Below are 16449 nucleotides of genomic sequence, written 5' to 3' on the forward strand. Positions count from 1 at the left end.
CTGCTGGCGAACGGGTCGATCACCGGGCTTGAGCTTTGTTAAGCACCTGAAATGAATGTGCTAAGCCAGACCGGGGCGCGACGGACGCCGCCGATAATAGGGACGCGTCTTCTTTCAGCCACCCGCGATTCGCGCCTGCTCAGCGCGAATCAACTATCCACAACGCCGCTGCACGAGCGCTGCGGACCAGGCGCTGCCAACGCTTACATGATGCGCCGTTTGCTGCGGTACGTATCCAGCACGACCGCCACCACAATCACCGCACCGGTGATGATCCGCTTGGTCGGCTCGTTCGCGCCGATCTGCGCGAGACCTGCTGCCAGCACCGAAATGATCAGGACGCCGAAGAACGTGCTGATGACCGAGCCGCGTCCACCCATCAGGCTTGTGCCGCCGATCACAACCGCTGCAATCACCTGCAGTTCGATTCCCGACCCTGCGTTGGGGTCCGCTGCCTCGAGCCGGGAAATCTGGAACAGGGCTGCAAGACCCGAAAGCAGGCCCATCAACGCAAACACGATGACCTTGTACGGCCGTGGGTTGACCCCGGCCAGCCGCACGGCCTCCTCGTTAGTGCCGATGCCAATCAGGTAGCGGCCGAATACCGTTCGGGTGAGTACGAGCTGCGCCACGACCATTACGGCGATAGCAATCAGGAATGAAGGGGAAATACCGAACGCGATGGGATTCGAGAGAAAGTCGAAGGCGTCGCCAATGTACGCCGTGCGCGAGTTCGTCATCTGGTAGGCAAGACCGCGTGCCGCTTCCAGCACACCCAGCGAGACGATGAAAGAAGGGATGCGCCAACCTACCGTCACGGCCCCCGTCACGCAGCCGGTGAGCGCCGCACCGGCCATGCCGAGCAACGCGGCCGGCAGCGCCCCCCAGTGCCATTGCAGTGCGGCGACGCTTGTCACTGCCGCGCCCAATGCGAGCACCGAACCCACCGACAGATCGATACCCGCAATAATCAGCACGAACGTCATGCCGACCGACATCACCACCAGATCGGGAATCTGGTTCGCGATCGTGCTGAAGGTGTCGTAGCTCAGGAAGTGCGAGCTCAGCACGGAGAACAGCGCGATCATGGCGATCAGTGCGCCCATCAGGCCCAGGTAGTTCGAGAAACCCAGCCGGGTGCCGATCGGCTTCGCGCTCTTGGGCGGCTCCGTCTGCGATTTCGGCGTCGTTGTTTGTACAGTCATGACAGGTGCTCCGTGATAGGGGTATCCGGCGTCTCGGCGCCCGGTTCAATAGATTCGCTGAGGATTTTATCGCGGCCCGCATAGCCCGCGAACGCCGCGGCCAGCAACGCGTCCTGTGACCAGTTATCGCGTTCGAAGACACCGGTCATGCGTCCCGCCGACATCACGCCGATGCGGTCGCAGATCAGCATCAGCTCGCGCAGGTCGCTGGACACCACCACTAGCGCGCGGCCTTCGCGCGCCTGGGCGCCCATCAGTGCATAGATGTCGAACTTGGCGCCAACGTCGATACCGCGCGTGGGTTCGTCGAAGAGCAGGACGGTGCAATCGCGGGCGAGCCAGCGGCCGATCACCACCTTCTGCTGATTGCCGCCCGAGAGTTCGGACACCGGTTGCGCGGCGCTCGACGTGCGAATCCGCATGGCGTCGATCTGTTTCTGCGCGAGTGCGGTTTCGCGGCGGGCATCGATAAAACCGTGCTTCGATACCGCGCCGATATTGCCAAGCGAAATGTTCGCGGCAATCGGTTGCGGCAGCAACAAACCTTCGCCCTTGCGGTCTTCGGTAATGAGCGCAATACCCTGGCTCACTGCGTCGGAGGGCGACTTGATGCTGACAGTCTTGAGCGCCGCACCCCGGTGCGCGATCGAGATGTTGCCGCTATCCGCCCGATCCGCACCATAGATCAGCCGCATGAGTTCGGTCCGGCCTGCGCCAATCAGTCCGCTGATGCCGAAGATCTCCCCGGCTTTTACTTCAAACGATACGTCGCGCACGGCGTGGCCGCGCGTCATGCCTTGCACCTTGAATGCTGTCGTGCCGATCCGGCGTTCGCCGAGGTCGATACGTTCGCCAATATCACGTCCGACCATCAGCGTGACGAGCTTGTCGCTGGTGAGGTTGCGCATCGCATCGACGTGGACCAGCCGGCCGTCACGCAACACGGCCGCGCGTTCGGCGATCCGCGCCAGTTCTTCCAGCCGATGCGAGATATACACCAGCGCAACGCCGCGCGATTTCAGGCGGGCGACTTGCTCGAACAGCAGGTCCACTTCGCGAGCCGTGAGCATGGCGGTGGGTTCGTCGAGGATCAGTACGCGGCAATCGCCGATGAGGTTGCGCGCAATCTCGACCATCTGCTGATGGCCAATACCGAGTTCACCCACGAGCGTATCCGGGTCGATGGCATCGAGCCCGACCTGGGCCATCGCCTGACGCGCATCTTCGCGCAGCGTCGTGCGGTCGATCCAGCCCAGCCCGCGTTTTGGCAGGCGATTCAGAAAGAGGTTTTCAGCAACCGACAGCGTGGGCAAGAGGTTCAGTTCCTGCATCACCATGCGCACGCCGAGCGCTTCGGCGTCGTTGCGGCTTGCCGGCGCGTACGATACACCGCCGAGTTCCATTGAACCGGTGGTAGGCGTCACAAGACCGCCTACGATCTTTGAGAGCGTGCTCTTGCCGGCGCCGTTTTCGCCTGTCAGCGCGAGCACTTCACCGGGACGCAAATGGAGCGAGATGTCCGCGAGCACCGGTTCGACGTAGGTCTTGCCGATCCCGTGAATGGTCAGCACCGGCGCTATGTCGGCGGAAGGGACGATTGAACTTGGCATCGCTTATGAGAGGCTGGAGCAGGTACTTGAATGCGAGTTCCGCCCCGGCCATGAAGAGCCGGGGTGCACTATGCGTTTGAACACTTGAAGCTGAAGCCGGGTACGCGTCGAGATACTCTGGCCGCTTGCAGCATTCAGGCATGCATCCGTCACCGTGGCGTAGTGCGACTCGCCGCGATGACGCATGCCCGTTGGCTCGGGGCCAGCAGGCTTACTTGGTGACCAGGTTGACCGGCGTTTCCACCACGCTCGACAGTTGCGACTGTTTCTGGTGCTCGGAGAGCGCCTTCAACGCGGTATCGATACCGAACACAGCCTGCTTCGCGGCGTATTGATCCGCAGTGGCAAGGACCCGGCCGTCGGCGAGCATCGGCTTGATGGCGTTGATGTTGTCGTAGCCGACGACCTGCACCTTGCCCGCCTTGCCGGCCGCCCGCACTGCAGCAACCGCGCCAAGGGCCATGTTGTCGTTGCCGCACAGCAGCGCCTTGATGTTGGGGTTCGCGTTCAGGATCTGCGATGCCACTGCATTACCCTTGTCGATTTCCCAGTCGCCGGATTGCAGCGCAACAACCTTCATGCCGCCTGCTTGCATCGCTTGCTTGAAGCCGGCCGTGCGCTGCTGCGCGTTGGTCGTGGTCGACACGCCTTCGATAATGCCGACTTCATCGCCAGCCTTCAGTTTCTTGGCCAGGTAGTCGCCCACCAGTTTGGCGCCCTTCGCGTTGTCCGGACCGACGAACGGTACGTTCAGGTCCTTCGACTTGAGCACGTCCGGGTCCAGCTGGTTGTCGATGTTCACCACGATGATCCCCGCATCCACGGCCTTCTTGATGACCGGAACGAGGGCTTTTGAATCAGCGGGGGCAATCACGAGCGCGTCGACCTTCGAGACGATCATCTGCTCGACAATGCGGATCTGGTTCGCGGTATCGGTTTCGTCCTTGATGCCGTTCGAGATGAGCGTGAACTTGCTCGCGTTATGCGCCTGATAGTCCTTGGCGCCCGTTTCCATGGTGAGGAAGAACTCGTTGGCGAGTGACTTCATCACGAGGGCGACAACGGGTTTTTTCGCCGTTTGAGCGAACGCCGACGAGACAGGCAACAGCGAGAATGCGGCTGCTACTGCGGTTGCAGCGGTTGCAGCGAGTACGCGGCGCCGTGCTAAGTTGGCCTTGCGGGTCATAGAGTCTCCGTTAGTTAGTTCGCTCTTCGGTCTACTGAGGGAATAGCCGTCGAGTCGTTTGAGCAGTTAGTCGATTGGTGGACTGGTCTGTAAATCAATGTGAGTGACATGCTTGTTGCCGCATCGCTTTAACACTAGTAAGTGAAAACCCGATGCATGAGCCGTGGCGTAAATCAAGCGGCAATCCAGCCCATCCGGGTCTAATGCTATCCTCGCGATTCGCGATATGCTACGTCTAAAATCGAAAGCGAGCGTTTCAAAAATGGAACACGTTGACTGGGACGACCTGCGGCTTTTGCTCGCTATCGCCCGTGAAGGAACCATGAGATCGGCCGCTGCGGCGTGTGATCTTAGCGCGGCGACGCTATCGCGTCGCTTGACGGAGCTTGAAAGAAGATTGGGTGAACCCCTGATTGACCGCGTGCCTTCCGGCTGCGCAGTCACGGCGTTCGGACAGCGGGTGCTTGCATGGGCCGAGCAGATGGAGGCACTGGCGCACCAGATTGAGCGGGCGGGGGACGTCACGGGCTCTCATGGACTGGAGGGCACGGTCAGGATCAATGCGGTCGAGTGGATGTCCTACATCCTGATGAAGCTTCTCGGCTCATTCCAGGAAAGGTTTCCCGGACTGGCCATCGAAGTGCTGACCTCGCAGCAGCCGTACAATCTTGCCCGGCGCGAAGCGGATATCGCCATCTGGTCGGAATGCCCGGACGAGGGTGACCTGTACGTGCGCCGGATCGGCAAGGTCCGCTTTGGTTTATATGCGTCGCGGGACTATTACCTTCGTCACAAGGTGGCCATCAAGAAGAAGGAATGGAGCAAGCTGTCCTTCGTCGGCTATGACGAGCGCCGGGGGGACCATCCTGCGGCCCGCTGGCTCAAGACACTGCCGGGCGCGCCCGCGCCGAGCCTTCGCAGCAGTTACGTGCTGGGCGTGTTCGACGGCGTGCTGGGCGGCTCGGGACTGGGCGTGCTCGCTCAACTGGCGGGCGACACGACCAGCGACCTGGTCTGCATCGAACCGCATATCAGGGAACTGGATCAGGATGTCTGGATGGTCCTGCACCCGGCGCTTCGCGGCAGCGAGCGCATACGGGCGGTCTCGAACCTGGTCGCCGATATTTTCAGGTGACTTGAGGCGTGCGACGCAGGTATTGCGTTGAGCCTCGCGGCCTTTTGCACACGCCGCAGCGGCTCATTGGGCATGGAGATTATCCGGCGCTTCGATTTCCATTTAACGAACGCGGTTTTTGAATCTGCCCAATCAATATCCGGGCATTCTATCTGCCATAATTCGGTCGGTTTCGCTTTGTTCAAAGAACTCGGAAATTCCATGAAATCCAATAATAAATGGCGGTACGGGGTAGTTCTCTGGGCAAGCGCGGTGGTCTGCACGGCCGCTTGCGCCGGTACAACAGCATTAGCGGCAGCGCCCGCTGCGCAGGATTCGTCGTCAGCATCGGGAAATGCGCTCGGCGACGCGAGCGCGCGGCGTGGCTTGCTGACTAACGGCGCGGCTGACGAACCGCAGGCGCCGGGGAATGGAAGCGACGCAAGTAACGGCAGCAACGGCAGCATTACCGAGTTGCAGCAGATGATCCGCGACGGCAAGGTAATAGAAATGCGCACGACCTATAACGGCAGTTATGGCGCGAGCATGTTGTTTTATCCGGACCAGATGACGTATTACATCGCGCTGTTCCAGCAAAAGAAGTTTTGGCGCGTGATCAAGACGCAGACCGATACGCGTGCCGAAGCGGTGTATGCGGAATTCGCGAAGAACACCGCCCAGCTTGCCGATTCGGAAATCCGTCGCGAGAAGCTCCAGGCTGAAAACGCCTTCGCGGATCGGCTGATTGCTTTGCAGCAGAACCGGGCGAACCGTCTGCAAGCGGATGTCGATGTGGCGCGCGCGCAGCAAAGCCAGGTGGTTGATCGTCAGGCGCAACAGCAGGCAGCCATTGCCACGTTGCGGGCGCAGCAGGACGCGGCTCAAGCCGAATTGCGTGCCTTGCAAACCAAGGTGCAGGATCTTCAGCGTCAGGCGGATGGCGACCTGACACTGGCGCCGCAGTGATTCTCTCAAGGCGTAAGGGTTGATGGCATTCGCGTATTCCGCCAGCAACCCCTCCCAACAAAACCCTGAATCCGTGAGCCGGAGCCAAGCGAAAACCCACTGCGCAACAGCTTCATTGCGTTTAAACCGCCTGTTCGACGCCAGCCCGGCTCACGGCCTTGCCTCCCACCAGACAGACAATCAAGGCGGCTAGCAAAAGCGCACATAACGCGAGCCGCAAACCCAGGAAACCTGCGCCCAGCCCGATCAAGGGCGGCCCCACCAGAAAGCCGGCATAACCCGCCGTGGCAGCCATGGAAACGCCGACGGCCGGTGTTGTCGTCGAACGGCCCGCGGCACTAAAGATCACAGGCACGATGTTAGCCAGGCCGATTCCCACCAGCGCAAACCCCACGCAAGCGGTGACCACGTTTGGATAACCCAGCACCAGCGCTAAGCCCAGGGCTGCAATCAGCCCTCCGCTAGCGACCACTACGCCCGCGCCTAAGCGTCTGACCGATACATCGCCGACCACGCGGCATGCTGCCATCGCGAAGGCAAACGACGAATAGCCGAGCGCCGCCGCGCTTGCTTGCGTGTCGAGTGCGGAGCGCAGGAATACCGCGCTCCAGTCCGCCACCGCGCCTTCGACCAGCATGCAGAGAAAGGCGAGGGCGGCGAGTTTCGTGACGCCCGCGCTAGGCAATGTAAAACCGCTAGCCGAGGTCACTGCCCTTGGTCCGATATCCCGTAGCGCAAATACAGCGCTGGTCAGAATGAGTGCGCCAATAACGACGTCAGGCAGCAACAATCCGCCCATCGTGCCGATGCCGTTGGCCTGAAGCGCCGCGCCCGCGGCCGCCCCCAACAGACCGCCCATGCTCCAGGCCGCATGAAAGGACGACATGATCGGCGCCTGCCATTCGCCTTCGATAGCGCTGGCATGTCCGTTCATCGATACATCCAGTGCGCCGTTCGCCGCGCCCAACGCAAAAAGCACGGCGCATAACAAAGCGAAGTCCGGAACCAGCGCGGGCAAGGGCAGTGCGAGAACAAATGCAACGCCCAGGAACGCGGTGACGCGGCCGCTTCCGAAGCGCGCCGCCAGGCGCCCCGCGAGCGGCATGGCGACAATCGCGCCCAACGCGAAACAAAACAGCGCGACCCCGAGCGATGTATCGCTTAGCGACAAAGCTTCCTTGATCCGCGGAACTTCGACAGCCCACGCGCCAATGCCCAGCCCGTTAGCGAGAAACACCGCCGTGGTGGCAATACGTTCAGCGACAGGTTTCATCATTGAGCCCCCGCATGAGCCACGATCACGTTGGCGCAGATTTTTTCGAACTCGCCCAGCCGCTGCGCGCAGACATCCGCCTCCACGATCAGATGCTCGATGCCGGACGCCGCCACCACAAAGAAGGGCGCCACTGTCATCAGCTTCTCGGACGTCATCGCGATGGCGACCTGACCGCTCGATTTGACCATCGCGCGTTTAAGCTCGGCTTCCTCAGCCTCGAATGCAGCCACGCCCTCGGCCGGGTCGATGGCGCAAGCGCCGAGGAAACACAGGTCGGCCTTGATCTGCTGGACCTGCAAAAGGGCAGTGGATCCGAGAGACCCCGCTCCACGCGCGCTCACCCGGCCACCGATCAGGATGACATCGAAGCCAGGACGATCGAGCAAACGCGAGCAGGCGTCGGGGGAATTGGTCACGACCGTGAGGTCCGCGTTGTCCGGAAGCGCCGCCGCAATCGCGACGTTGGTCGACCCGGCATCGAGCAGGATGATTTGCCGCGGCCGGACGATGGATGCTGCTGCAATGGCTAGTTGGGCTTTTCGGTCCACCGCTTCGCGCAGGCGCGTGGACCCGGCCGGCGCAGAGGGCGCGATCAGGAGCGCACCGCCGTACACGCGCTTGCAATGACCCGCTTCTGCCAGATCGCGCAGATGGCGGCGAACCGTGTGTTCGGAGGTGTTGAATTCGAGCGCGAGTTCGGTCGCCAACACGCGGCCGTGCGTTCGTAGCCGGTCGAGAATCAGCTTTGCGCGTTCGTCGGGAAGCAACCCGTCTACGGCATCACGCCGGGTTCTTTGCATATCGTCGGTCTCAGTCTGGACATGTTCGTTCGTCGTTAATCGAGTATAAGCGATCATAATCGAGCATAATTTATCGTAAACGAGCGAGCGCAGGCAACTATTTTTGATGTCCGTATTTTGTGGCTGACGTCCGCGTACCGATTGCGCCTCAGCAGACTGCCAGTGAATGGGCGCTTTCGAAGACCAACGCTCACTCGTGCGTCCCATCGCGGATAGCATCGACATCACGCGCTATCCTGAGCTGCCGTCGCAAACGGTGAAGGCATAAGCGACCAAGACGTGCGATGGACATTGCGGATGGCGCGACAAGAAAGGGAAGAAACGTGGAACTACGACACTTGAGGTATTTCACCGCGGTCGCCGAGAATCGGAGCTTCCGGCTGGCCGCCGAGCGCATTAATGTCACGCAGCCAGCGATTACTCGCCAGATACAGGATCTTGAACAGATGCTGGGCGCGCGGCTTTTCGATCGCACCCCGCAGGGAGTCAAGCTTACTGTCGCGGGCGAACTGTTCCTGCGTGAAGTTCGCAAGTCGCTCGGCATTCTTGAGTCGGCTACGCGCGCGGTGAGATTGGTTGCATCGGGGCTCCAGGGCGCGTTACGCCTTGGCGTGGTCGAAAACGCAAGTTGGGATGGCCTGGTCCCTGATGCATTCAACAGCTTCCAGCGTGAAGCACCCGAGGTGAGCATTCATCTGGCGCCTATGAACACGCCCGAGCAAGTCGCCGAGATCCTGGCGGGAACGCTTGATGGCGGGTTTATCTATACCTACGGCGAGCTTGCGCGCGCGCTGCGTGTGTTACCTCTCGCCATTGACGATGTGGTGGCTGCAGTACCGCGAAGCTGGAACTTTCCGCAAGATCAACCGATTTCTGCCCGTGAGCTGAATGGCCGGCCAATGGTGTGTTTTCCGCGGCAAACATACCCGGCGTATTACGACATGCTGGTCAGCGCGTGCAGCGAAGCTGGATTGACGCTGGACGTAGTGCAGGAAGTGCCGACCGAGGCGGCAATCCTTTCGCTCGTCTCGGCCGGCATGGGGGCCGCGATCGTGAATGCCGCGAATCTCGGGCGGCCACCGGCGCGCGCGCAGTTCCTGCGCTTCACGGACTTGTCAGTCAAGATGCCGCTGGCGTTCGCTTATCTGGAGACCAATCCCAACACGGCATTGCAGCGATTGCTTCGCGTTCTCGACACGATGCTGCAGCCCGACGTGAGCGATGGGGAGCGCAGCGGCTGTTAAACAGCGGTAGATGCATCCGCGGACGAGCCGACTATCGGTTGAATGTCTTCACAAGAAGCGCCATACGAAGCCGCCTTCGCGTTGGGCCAAGGCACTCACCACGCCCGCCGATGTTCCGGCAAAGTGCGGCGTGAACACCGTCGCGTCCGTTTCGATCGCCCGCTCGAGTACCCATCGTCGCGAGACAGTCGCGCGATGCTTGTCGGCACAGAACACCGAACTCCACGCGGGACGATAAACCTGGATCGGGTGATGCCACACATCGCCGCTAAAGAGCGCGTGCGCCCCCGCTGACTCGATTTCGATCGACATGTGTCCGGCACTGTGCCCCGGCGTCGGATGAAAGCGGATGCCCGGCAGATAGTCGCCGCCCTCCGGACCGACTTCGTCGGCCAGTCCTGCGTCGATCACCGGCAACACGCTGTCATCGAAAACCATGCGTCGGCTCTCGCCAGCCGGCGTGTCGAAGAACTCCCGCTCGACGCGAGGGAACACGTAACGCGCGTTGGGAAAAGTGGGCACCCAGCGGCCGTTTTCGAGCTGGGTATTCCAGCCTGCATGGTCCACATGCAGGTGCGTAAGCAGCACGAAATCGACCTCTTCCGGCTTCACCCCCGCGCGCTCCAGTCGCTCGAGGTAGGGTGTATTGAGTTGGTGGAACAGGGCGCTGAATGGCCGGTCCTTATGATTGCCGCTTGCGGTGTCTACGAGAATGACCTTTCCGCCGACTCGCAGCACCCAGGTATTGACGTTCAGGACGAAGTTGTCGGCGGCCGCGTCGACTTGCCCATCAGCGAGCCATGCGTGGTGCTCCTGAATCACGGCGGGGTCGAAGTCGGCGAACAGCTTGTCGGTCTTCAACTGAAACTGTTGTTCAGTCACGCGGGTGATCAACGCGTCGCCGACGCGGTAGGTGGTCGGTTGTTCATCCATGAGGGATCTCCGCTGGCGATTCAATAGGATTCAGGAGCATCGCGACCGCGCCGGCGAGCGCGATGGCGACGATCGTCAACATGCCGGCCTGCATATCGCCGGTCAGGGTCTTCACGACACCGATGATGATCGGACTCGCGAAGCCGCCAAGCGCGCCGCAAATGTTGATGAAGGCAATCCCGCCCGCTGCCGCCGCCGTGCCCAGGTACCCCGCAGGCAGCGCCCATAGAACAGTGTACGACGCCCAAAGCATGGCGGTGGATAGAGCGATAGCAGGCAACGCGATGCCGAGATTACTTGGGTATAGTCCGGCGATGGCCAGCGCGATGGCACCCGCGATGCTCGCGAGCGCACTATGGCGACGGCGCTCGTTGCGCCGGTCGGAGCTGCGGCAGAGCCAACCCATCGCGGCAATGGCTGCAACGTAAGGCACGGACGACCAAAAACCGATCGCCATCGTGCCGGCAACACCGGCGGTCTTCAGGATGGTGGGCAGCCAGAAACTCACCGTATAAATCCCCGCGATCACGCAAAAATTGCTGAACGCGAGCGTCAGCACCCGTGGGTCGGAGACAACGGTTCTCAATGAGCGGTGCCGCGCTTCGCTCGCCGCACGGTTCAAGCGTTGCGCATCGAGGTCCGCAGCAAGCAACGCCTTCTCGTCATCGGAGAGCCAGTTTGCCTGCTGCGGACGATCATCGAGGAAAAAGAATGCGATCACACCCAGCACGCAGCACGGCACGCCTTCGACGATGAACATCCACTGCCAGCCTTCGAGTCCATGCGTGCCTGCCAGCGTGGTCATTGCCCAGCTTGACAACGGTCCGCCGATAACACCGCCGATCGGTCCGGCCCACATTACGACTGCCATCGCGCGAGCGGTGCGGGATGGCGCGTACCAGTAGGTCAGGTACAGCACCATTCCCGGCGCGAAGCCCGCTTCGAACACACCGAGTAGAAAGCGCAGGGCGTAGAACGCGTGGATGTCCCGGACGAACAGCATTGACGCGGAAGTGATCCCCCACAGCACCATGATGCGTGACAGTGTTTTTCGGGCACCGATCCTTGGCAGGAGCAGATTGCTGGGAATCTCGAACAGCACGTAGCCGACAAAGAAGATGCCCGCAGCGACGCCATAGGCCGCGTCGGAGAACGAGAGCTGGCTCTGCATCTGGAGCTTCGCGAAACCGATGTTGATGCGGTCGAGGTACGCGAGCATGTAGCAGAGCGTCAGGAACGGCAGTAAGCGCCACGTGATCTTTCGGTACAGCGCATCGCGCGCGTCGATGCCTTCTGTCAAGGGGATTGCGGACATGGTCGTCTCCGGGTTCACTGCGCGTGCGGGTGGGGATCGGAATGGGCTGCCACGAGCGCAACGCAATCGCCCGGCTCGACGCTCGCGAACGAACGCACGATAACGACCACGCCCGCGCTGCGAAACTTCAACTCGACGGGCTTGGCCCACGGCGCGTGCGGATCGAATACGCGCCCGGCCAGGTCACCGGCGCTCACGCGGTCGCCGAGCTTGAACACCGGCTCGAAGAGCCCGCGCGTGGCCGCAAAGACGTAATGCCGCTCTCCGTCAACGTGCAGCCATCGCGTGTCGTAACGCGGTGCCGGCAGTGCTTCGCTCGAGCAGATACCGAGTGCCGCGAGTACTCGCTGCAAGCCTTCCTCCACGATCGCCAGGCCGTGCGGATTACACGTCGCGTAGCCGCCGAATTCTCCGCAGAGAAAGAGCTTTCCACGTCGCTCGATAGCGGCGCCATACGTGCGGTCCTCGCCGAGCAGGTCCATCACCATCGCGTTCGGTGCGGCAAACGCATCGACGATCCGCCTATATTCATGGCGTCGGTCAGCGTCGAGCGGTGGTGCGACCAGCAGCGTCGGCAGATGGTCGAACGACGCACCTCCCGCGTGGATATCGAAGACGAAATCGGCGCGGGGAAACAACTCGGTGTCCACGTAGTGCGCAATCATCTCCGTGATGGAGCCATCGCGATGACCCGGGAAGATCCGGTTCATGTTGGCGCCGTCAATAGGCGAGGTCCGCCGCCCCGCGAGAAGCGCGGGAAAGTTGAGACCGGGTACGACGATCAGGCGACCGCTGATTTGCATCGACGGCATGCGTTGCAGCAGTTTCATCAGCGCAATCGGGCCTTCGTATTCGTCGCCGTGATTGCCGCCGGTGAGGAGCGCCGTTGGACCGTCACCGCGCTTGAGCACGGCGATCGGGATCGGGATATGCCCGTATGCGGAACGGTCCACGGAATGCGGCACGCGCAATGTGCCAGTCTGAAAGCCTTCTTGCTCGAAATCGATATCTGTCGAGATGCGAGAGCGGTCGGTGGCCATGATTCGTCTCCTGACTGTTGGCATAGAGTGCGGCGGCGAATGCAAACGACGCAGCGATGCCCGTACTATCGGAAATCGAAGTGATTTATGCCAATGCCGATTGATGGCCAGCGTGATGTCTTGGAGGCATCACGCGCCAGCGAGGGAGTGATACAAGCCTTCGACGGAATTGAATGACGCCCCGCCAGATGGCGGATGTCTCCTTGCATGAGGGCAAAGTGCGGGTGTAGTGCGGGTGTAGTGCGATATCGGGTATGGGCTAACCGCGACTTCAGGTTCGGCGAGTGTGCGAGTCAGGGTTCCTAAAACGTGTGAGATAAGCGTCGGCTGGCAAACCGTGCAAAGCTGACCGACGCTCCATGGCTTACAAGATGTACTGGGCCTTCTGTTAATCCGTCGTCCCCGAATAGGCGGCTCTCAGCGCGGCGACGTCAAACTTCACCATTTTCATCATGGCGCCGGCAACGCGCGTGGCCTTTGCTTGATCGGGGTCAGCCATCATCTCGATGAGATCGGATGGAAGGATCTGCCATGAGACGCCGAAGCGGTCTTTCAGCCAGCCGCATGCCTCGGGCGAACCGCCGCCCTCGAGAAAAGCGTTCCAATAACCGTCAAGCTCTTCCTGATCGTGACAATTGACCATAAGCGATATCGCGTGGTTGAACGGGTCGGGTCCGCCGGAACTCATGGCAATGAAGGGTTGCCCAAAGAGAACAAACTCGACGACCTTCGTGGAACCGGCGCTCGGCACCGCGGTTACTCGAGTGACACGCGAGTCTGGAAAGATACCTGCATAGAAAGCCGCGGCCTCCTCAGCCTCGTTGGAGTACCAAAGAAAAGGCGTGATCTTTTGAATCGTCATGGCAAATCTCCTTTGAGTGTTGGCTAAATGCGCAGGCAAGCCGCATGCCGTCATTGGGACGACGAACGAGAACCATCAAAATCGACATGCCAGGCAGAAAAATGTCACTTTTTTATACCAGCTTCGGCCGTCCAGGGAATGACCGGCATTCCGGCTGCTCAGATTTGCGAAATGCTCTCCGCGCGTTCCGAGCGGCCTAGAAAGAAACCTTGCGCGCTGGTACATCCGGAGGCTCGTACAAAGCTCAGTTGCTCGTGCGTTTCGATGCCTTCCGCCGTGGTGGGAATCCCTAGTTCGTGGGCGAGGGCCACGATGCCGCGAACCACCGCCGCCGACTCCCGCCGATGAACGGATTCACGCACAAACGAACTGTCGATCTTCAGGGTGTCGAACGAAAAGCGGCATAGATTCGACAGCGTGGAAAAGCCAGTTCCGAAATCGTCGAGCGCGAGACCGATACCCATCGCGCGAAGTTTCTCAACGTTGCGCCGGGTCGGGACATCGTCACTCATGAGTACGGTTTCGGTGACCTCGATGTTCAGTCGTGAAGGCGGCAACCCTGAATCCTGCATGACCGAGGCAACCAGGTCCGCGAACGACTCTTCGCGTAGTTGCACAGGCGACACGTTCACCGCCACGACCACCGGCTCGCGCCAACGGGCCGCTTCCGCGCAGGAACGCCGGAGCACCCATTCCCCGAGCGGCAGGATCAGCCCCGTTCGCTCTGCAATGGGAATGAAGGTCGTGGGCGGCAACTCGCCTCTCGTGGGATGGGTCCAGCGGACCAGTGCTTCCCGTCCGGTGACAACCCCGCTAGCCAGATTGACGATCGGTTGATATTCCATGCGCAAGCCGCTGCCAAATGATTGAAGTGCGCCTTCCAGGTCGCTTCGCAGGAGGCTCAAGCTGTCGTCGGAGGCGTGCGCCTTGGCATCGAAAACGGCAAAGGCGCTTTTGCCGCTGCGCTTGACCGCGTACAACGCCCGGTCGGCGCATATCAGGAGTTGCGGTCCTGTTTCCCCGTGCTCGGGATATTGCGAAATTCCGACACTGGCGCCAATCCGCACCAGCGCCTCGTTAAGTACGAATGGACGCGCAAGGGTTTTCACAATCTGATCCGCCAGCAGCCGGACTTCTTCGCTGATGGCGGCGTCGCTGGAAATGGCGACAAATTCATCGCCCGCCAGTCGGCCGACAACGTCCCCCTGCCGCAAGACGGCTCGCAGGCGCTTGGCGGATTCCTGAAGCACCAGGTCGCCGGCCGCGTGCCCGAGGCTGTCGTTGATTGCCTTGAAACCGTCAAGATCGATCAGGAGCACCGCGAACGATCCGGGCTTGAGCGCCGGCTCGGCATCGGTACGGTTCAGCAAGAGTTCGCTGATGCGCGCGCGGTTTGGCAGGCCCGTGAGGCTGTCGTGACGGGCAAGGCGGTTGCTGGTTTCCTGCGCGAGCAGCAGCGCGACCGTGTCCTTGTTGCTGCGGATAGCAACGGTAAAGAAGCCGGCTGCGCAAAACGGTGCCTGGAACAGCAAGACGATTTTTCCAGAAGACGGAGACAGCGCGGCGCCGATTCCGAGCAACGTAAAGATGACTGAGATCTGGATCAGGACAAGCCGGGGTATGCCTGCGTTACGGCCGGCCAGCCCGCCTACCACACCAACGGCGCACACGTTCCCCAGCAGGAAAAGTGTCTGATCTCCGCTGATGTTGCATAAGAGGGCGCCGAGTCCGAGCAGCGCGCTCCACAAGATGCTGGCAAGCAGGAACAGTGATGTCGGCGTGGGCTCGTTGCGAGCGCTGCGCTTGCAACAGACGTAGATCAGGGACAGGCGCACGATCAGGAGTGCGATCACGGCGAGCGTCCATAACGCGTAGCCGACGCTCGGATAAAGATAAAAAGCGGTGGCGCAAACGCTGATCTCGCAAACTGACGCCATCGCGATGGACGCCGTCCTGGTGAACAGGTTTGACAGCAATATCTGTCGATTATCAGCGCTCAGGTCTTGAGCGGATCCTACTAGCCATTTGAAAAACGGCAACCTCGGTTCACTAAACGCCATGGCATGCGCAATATAGGTAGGTACTTGGTTATCGGCGCGACTGGTTTTTTCTGACCTCGATTATCCCGGTAAATGTGTCCGTTGCTCTAATAATATGATGTGACGCCGGCGTGACTCAGGCGGGCAACAGGACTATCTGAGAGCGCAACAATGCGGGTTTTGCGACCAGGGCTCTCGCCAGGCCGTTGCCGGACAAGGGCGAGAGGGGGAGGGCTTGTGGATGACCTGGTTCAGGAGGCGCAATTTTGCCTACGGAAAATAATACAGATTGCCGGCTGTTTTGCTCCGCAGCATGACGAGCGGGGACCTGCAGAGGGTAGGCTGCCGACGTCGTGCTGTCAGGGGCGCCTTGGCGCCGAAGTTAAAATGCAGGGAGTGATGCGGCGGATTAGTCTTGTCTCGGAGTGAGTGCGCGAGCGAACTCGGATCGAGCATCATGCTGCGCGGTCTTTTGCTTGGAGGACAAAAATGAAGCGTGGTATTTGCCCATTCGTTGCGTTGATGGTTGCGGCGCCGGGTCTCGTGATGGCGTTCAACGAAGACGCGTCATACAACCAATGCGTGATGCAATCGCTGAAAGGGGTGAGGAGCAGACAGGCGACCGAACTGATTACATCAGTCGTGTCGAAAGCTTTATAGGGAAAGCGCTTTCATGAATAACAACGAGAAGAACTATCGCATCTGTCTTGTGCAGAACCGGCAAGGAATAGAGAACGACTACGCTGCGCACCGAGTGGCGGCAGCCTGTCGCCGCGCGAATAGCCGCTAAGCTGGCCACGCCTGGGCACTTGCCGAGCATGCCCGATGAGTGATTGTCAGAGCCGTGAGTGATGACTCC

14 protein-coding genes are annotated in these 16449 nt (G+C 60.8%); 4 read left to right on the forward strand and 10 right to left on the reverse strand.

Features of this window, described 5'->3' with window-relative positions; genetic code table 11:
• Nucleotides 1-203: 203 nt before the first annotated feature.
• From BSU04_RS31630 to BSU04_RS31640, 3 genes are all read right to left on the reverse strand, one after another.
• Nucleotides 204-1205 carry an ABC transporter permease gene (locus BSU04_RS31630; protein ID WP_089164218.1) on the reverse strand — a complete coding sequence of 334 codons (1002 nt, stop codon included), beginning with the start codon at nt 1203-1205 and terminating at the stop codon, nt 204-206.
• Nucleotides 1202-2815 (reverse strand): sugar ABC transporter ATP-binding protein, encoded by a 1614-nt coding sequence (locus tag BSU04_RS31635; protein ID WP_089164219.1) that lies wholly within the window; start codon nt 2813-2815, stop codon nt 1202-1204. Before BSU04_RS31635 ends, BSU04_RS31630 begins: the two co-directional genes overlap by 4 nt.
• A gap of 211 nt (nt 2816-3026) precedes the next feature.
• Nucleotides 3027-4001: a sugar ABC transporter substrate-binding protein gene (locus tag BSU04_RS31640; protein ID WP_089164220.1), complete on the reverse strand. Its 975-nt coding sequence runs from the start codon at nt 3999-4001 to the stop codon at nt 3027-3029.
• Between the two features lie 262 nt (nt 4002-4263).
• Here BSU04_RS31640 and BSU04_RS31645 point away from each other — a divergent pair, with 262 nt between their 5' ends.
• Both BSU04_RS31645 and BSU04_RS31650 read left to right on the forward strand, forming a co-directional pair.
• Nucleotides 4264-5136, forward strand: coding sequence for a LysR family transcriptional regulator (locus BSU04_RS31645; RefSeq protein WP_089164221.1), 873 nt, complete (start codon nt 4264-4266; stop codon nt 5134-5136).
• Nucleotides 5137-5337: 201 nt separating this feature from the next.
• Nucleotides 5338-6081 (forward strand): DUF2968 domain-containing protein, encoded by a 744-nt coding sequence (locus BSU04_RS31650; RefSeq protein WP_089164261.1) that lies wholly within the window; start codon nt 5338-5340, stop codon nt 6079-6081.
• A gap of 121 nt (nt 6082-6202) precedes the next feature.
• Here BSU04_RS31650 and BSU04_RS31655 read toward each other — a convergent pair whose 3' ends face one another.
• Both BSU04_RS31655 and BSU04_RS31660 read right to left on the reverse strand, forming a co-directional pair.
• Nucleotides 6203-7357, reverse strand: coding sequence for an MFS transporter (locus BSU04_RS31655; RefSeq protein ID WP_089164222.1), 1155 nt, complete (start codon nt 7355-7357; stop codon nt 6203-6205).
• Entirely contained in the window at nt 7354-8157 is an 804-nt protein-coding gene (locus BSU04_RS31660) for a DeoR/GlpR family DNA-binding transcription regulator (protein ID WP_089164223.1), read from the reverse strand. The genes BSU04_RS31655 and BSU04_RS31660 overlap by 4 nt, the downstream gene beginning before the upstream one ends.
• Nucleotides 8158-8480: 323 nt before the next feature.
• Between BSU04_RS31660 and BSU04_RS31665 the strand changes: the two genes are divergently transcribed.
• Nucleotides 8481-9401, forward strand: a complete 921-nt coding sequence (locus BSU04_RS31665; RefSeq protein ID WP_089164262.1) for a LysR family transcriptional regulator — start codon at nt 8481-8483, stop codon at nt 9399-9401.
• Between the two features lie 48 nt (nt 9402-9449).
• On the opposite strand, the gene BSU04_RS31670 is transcribed toward BSU04_RS31665, so the two are convergent.
• From BSU04_RS31670 to BSU04_RS31690, 5 genes are all read right to left on the reverse strand, one after another.
• A complete protein-coding gene (locus BSU04_RS31670) occupies nt 9450-10334 on the reverse strand; it encodes an MBL fold metallo-hydrolase (protein WP_089164224.1) in 885 nt (294 codons plus the stop codon).
• On the reverse strand, nt 10327-11649 hold the full coding sequence (locus tag BSU04_RS31675) for an MFS transporter (RefSeq protein WP_089164225.1): 1323 nt from the start codon (nt 11647-11649) through the stop codon (nt 10327-10329). Before BSU04_RS31675 ends, BSU04_RS31670 begins: the two co-directional genes overlap by 8 nt.
• A gap of 14 nt (nt 11650-11663) precedes the next feature.
• Nucleotides 11664-12689: a succinylglutamate desuccinylase/aspartoacylase family protein gene (locus tag BSU04_RS31680; RefSeq protein ID WP_089164226.1), complete on the reverse strand. Its 1026-nt coding sequence runs from the start codon at nt 12687-12689 to the stop codon at nt 11664-11666.
• 388 nt (nt 12690-13077) lie between these two features.
• Complete coding sequence (locus BSU04_RS31685) at nt 13078-13551, reverse strand: VOC family protein (RefSeq protein ID WP_089164227.1); 474 nt, start codon at nt 13549-13551, stop codon at nt 13078-13080.
• Between the two features lie 158 nt (nt 13552-13709).
• The gene (locus tag BSU04_RS31690) at nt 13710-15611 is read right to left on the reverse strand and encodes a putative bifunctional diguanylate cyclase/phosphodiesterase (RefSeq protein WP_089164228.1); all 1902 of its coding nucleotides are present in this window, start codon (nt 15609-15611) and stop codon (nt 13710-13712) included.
• Between the two features lie 468 nt (nt 15612-16079).
• Between BSU04_RS31690 and BSU04_RS46760 the strand changes: the two genes are divergently transcribed.
• Nucleotides 16080-16250, forward strand: a complete 171-nt coding sequence (locus BSU04_RS46760) for a hypothetical protein (protein WP_179258507.1) — start codon at nt 16080-16082, stop codon at nt 16248-16250.
• Nucleotides 16251-16449: the final 199 nt, after the last annotated feature.

Origin of the sequence: Caballeronia sordidicola, from assembly GCF_002220365.1 — a bacterium.
Taxonomy (GTDB): domain Bacteria; phylum Pseudomonadota; class Gammaproteobacteria; order Burkholderiales; family Burkholderiaceae; genus Caballeronia; species Caballeronia sordidicola_C.

Bases quoted from the DNA above. Each gene is read 5' to 3' on its own strand.
- BSU04_RS31630 (WP_089164218.1), bottom strand. From the start codon at position 1,205: ATGACTGTACAAACAACGACGCCGAAATCGCAGACGGAGCCGCCCAAG.
- BSU04_RS31635 (WP_089164219.1), bottom strand. From the start codon at position 2,815: ATGCCAAGTTCAATCGTCCCTTCCGCCGACATAGCGCCGGTGCTGACC.
- BSU04_RS31640 (WP_089164220.1), bottom strand. From the start codon at position 4,001: ATGACCCGCAAGGCCAACTTAGCACGGCGCCGCGTACTCGCTGCAACC.
- BSU04_RS31645 (WP_089164221.1), top strand. From the start codon at position 4,264: ATGGAACACGTTGACTGGGACGACCTGCGGCTTTTGCTCGCTATCGCC.
- BSU04_RS31650 (WP_089164261.1), top strand. From the start codon at position 5,338: ATGAAATCCAATAATAAATGGCGGTACGGGGTAGTTCTCTGGGCAAGC.
- BSU04_RS31655 (WP_089164222.1), bottom strand. From the start codon at position 7,357: ATGATGAAACCTGTCGCTGAACGTATTGCCACCACGGCGGTGTTTCTC.
- BSU04_RS31660 (WP_089164223.1), bottom strand. From the start codon at position 8,157: ATGCAAAGAACCCGGCGTGATGCCGTAGACGGGTTGCTTCCCGACGAA.
- BSU04_RS31670 (WP_089164224.1), bottom strand. From the start codon at position 10,334: ATGGATGAACAACCGACCACCTACCGCGTCGGCGACGCGTTGATCACC.
- BSU04_RS31675 (WP_089164225.1), bottom strand. From the start codon at position 11,649: ATGTCCGCAATCCCCTTGACAGAAGGCATCGACGCGCGCGATGCGCTG.
- BSU04_RS31680 (WP_089164226.1), bottom strand. From the start codon at position 12,689: ATGGCCACCGACCGCTCTCGCATCTCGACAGATATCGATTTCGAGCAA.
- BSU04_RS31685 (WP_089164227.1), bottom strand. From the start codon at position 13,551: ATGACGATTCAAAAGATCACGCCTTTTCTTTGGTACTCCAACGAGGCT.
- BSU04_RS31690 (WP_089164228.1), bottom strand. From the start codon at position 15,611: ATGGCGTTTAGTGAACCGAGGTTGCCGTTTTTCAAATGGCTAGTAGGA.
- BSU04_RS46760 (WP_179258507.1), top strand. From the start codon at position 16,080: ATGAAGCGTGGTATTTGCCCATTCGTTGCGTTGATGGTTGCGGCGCCG.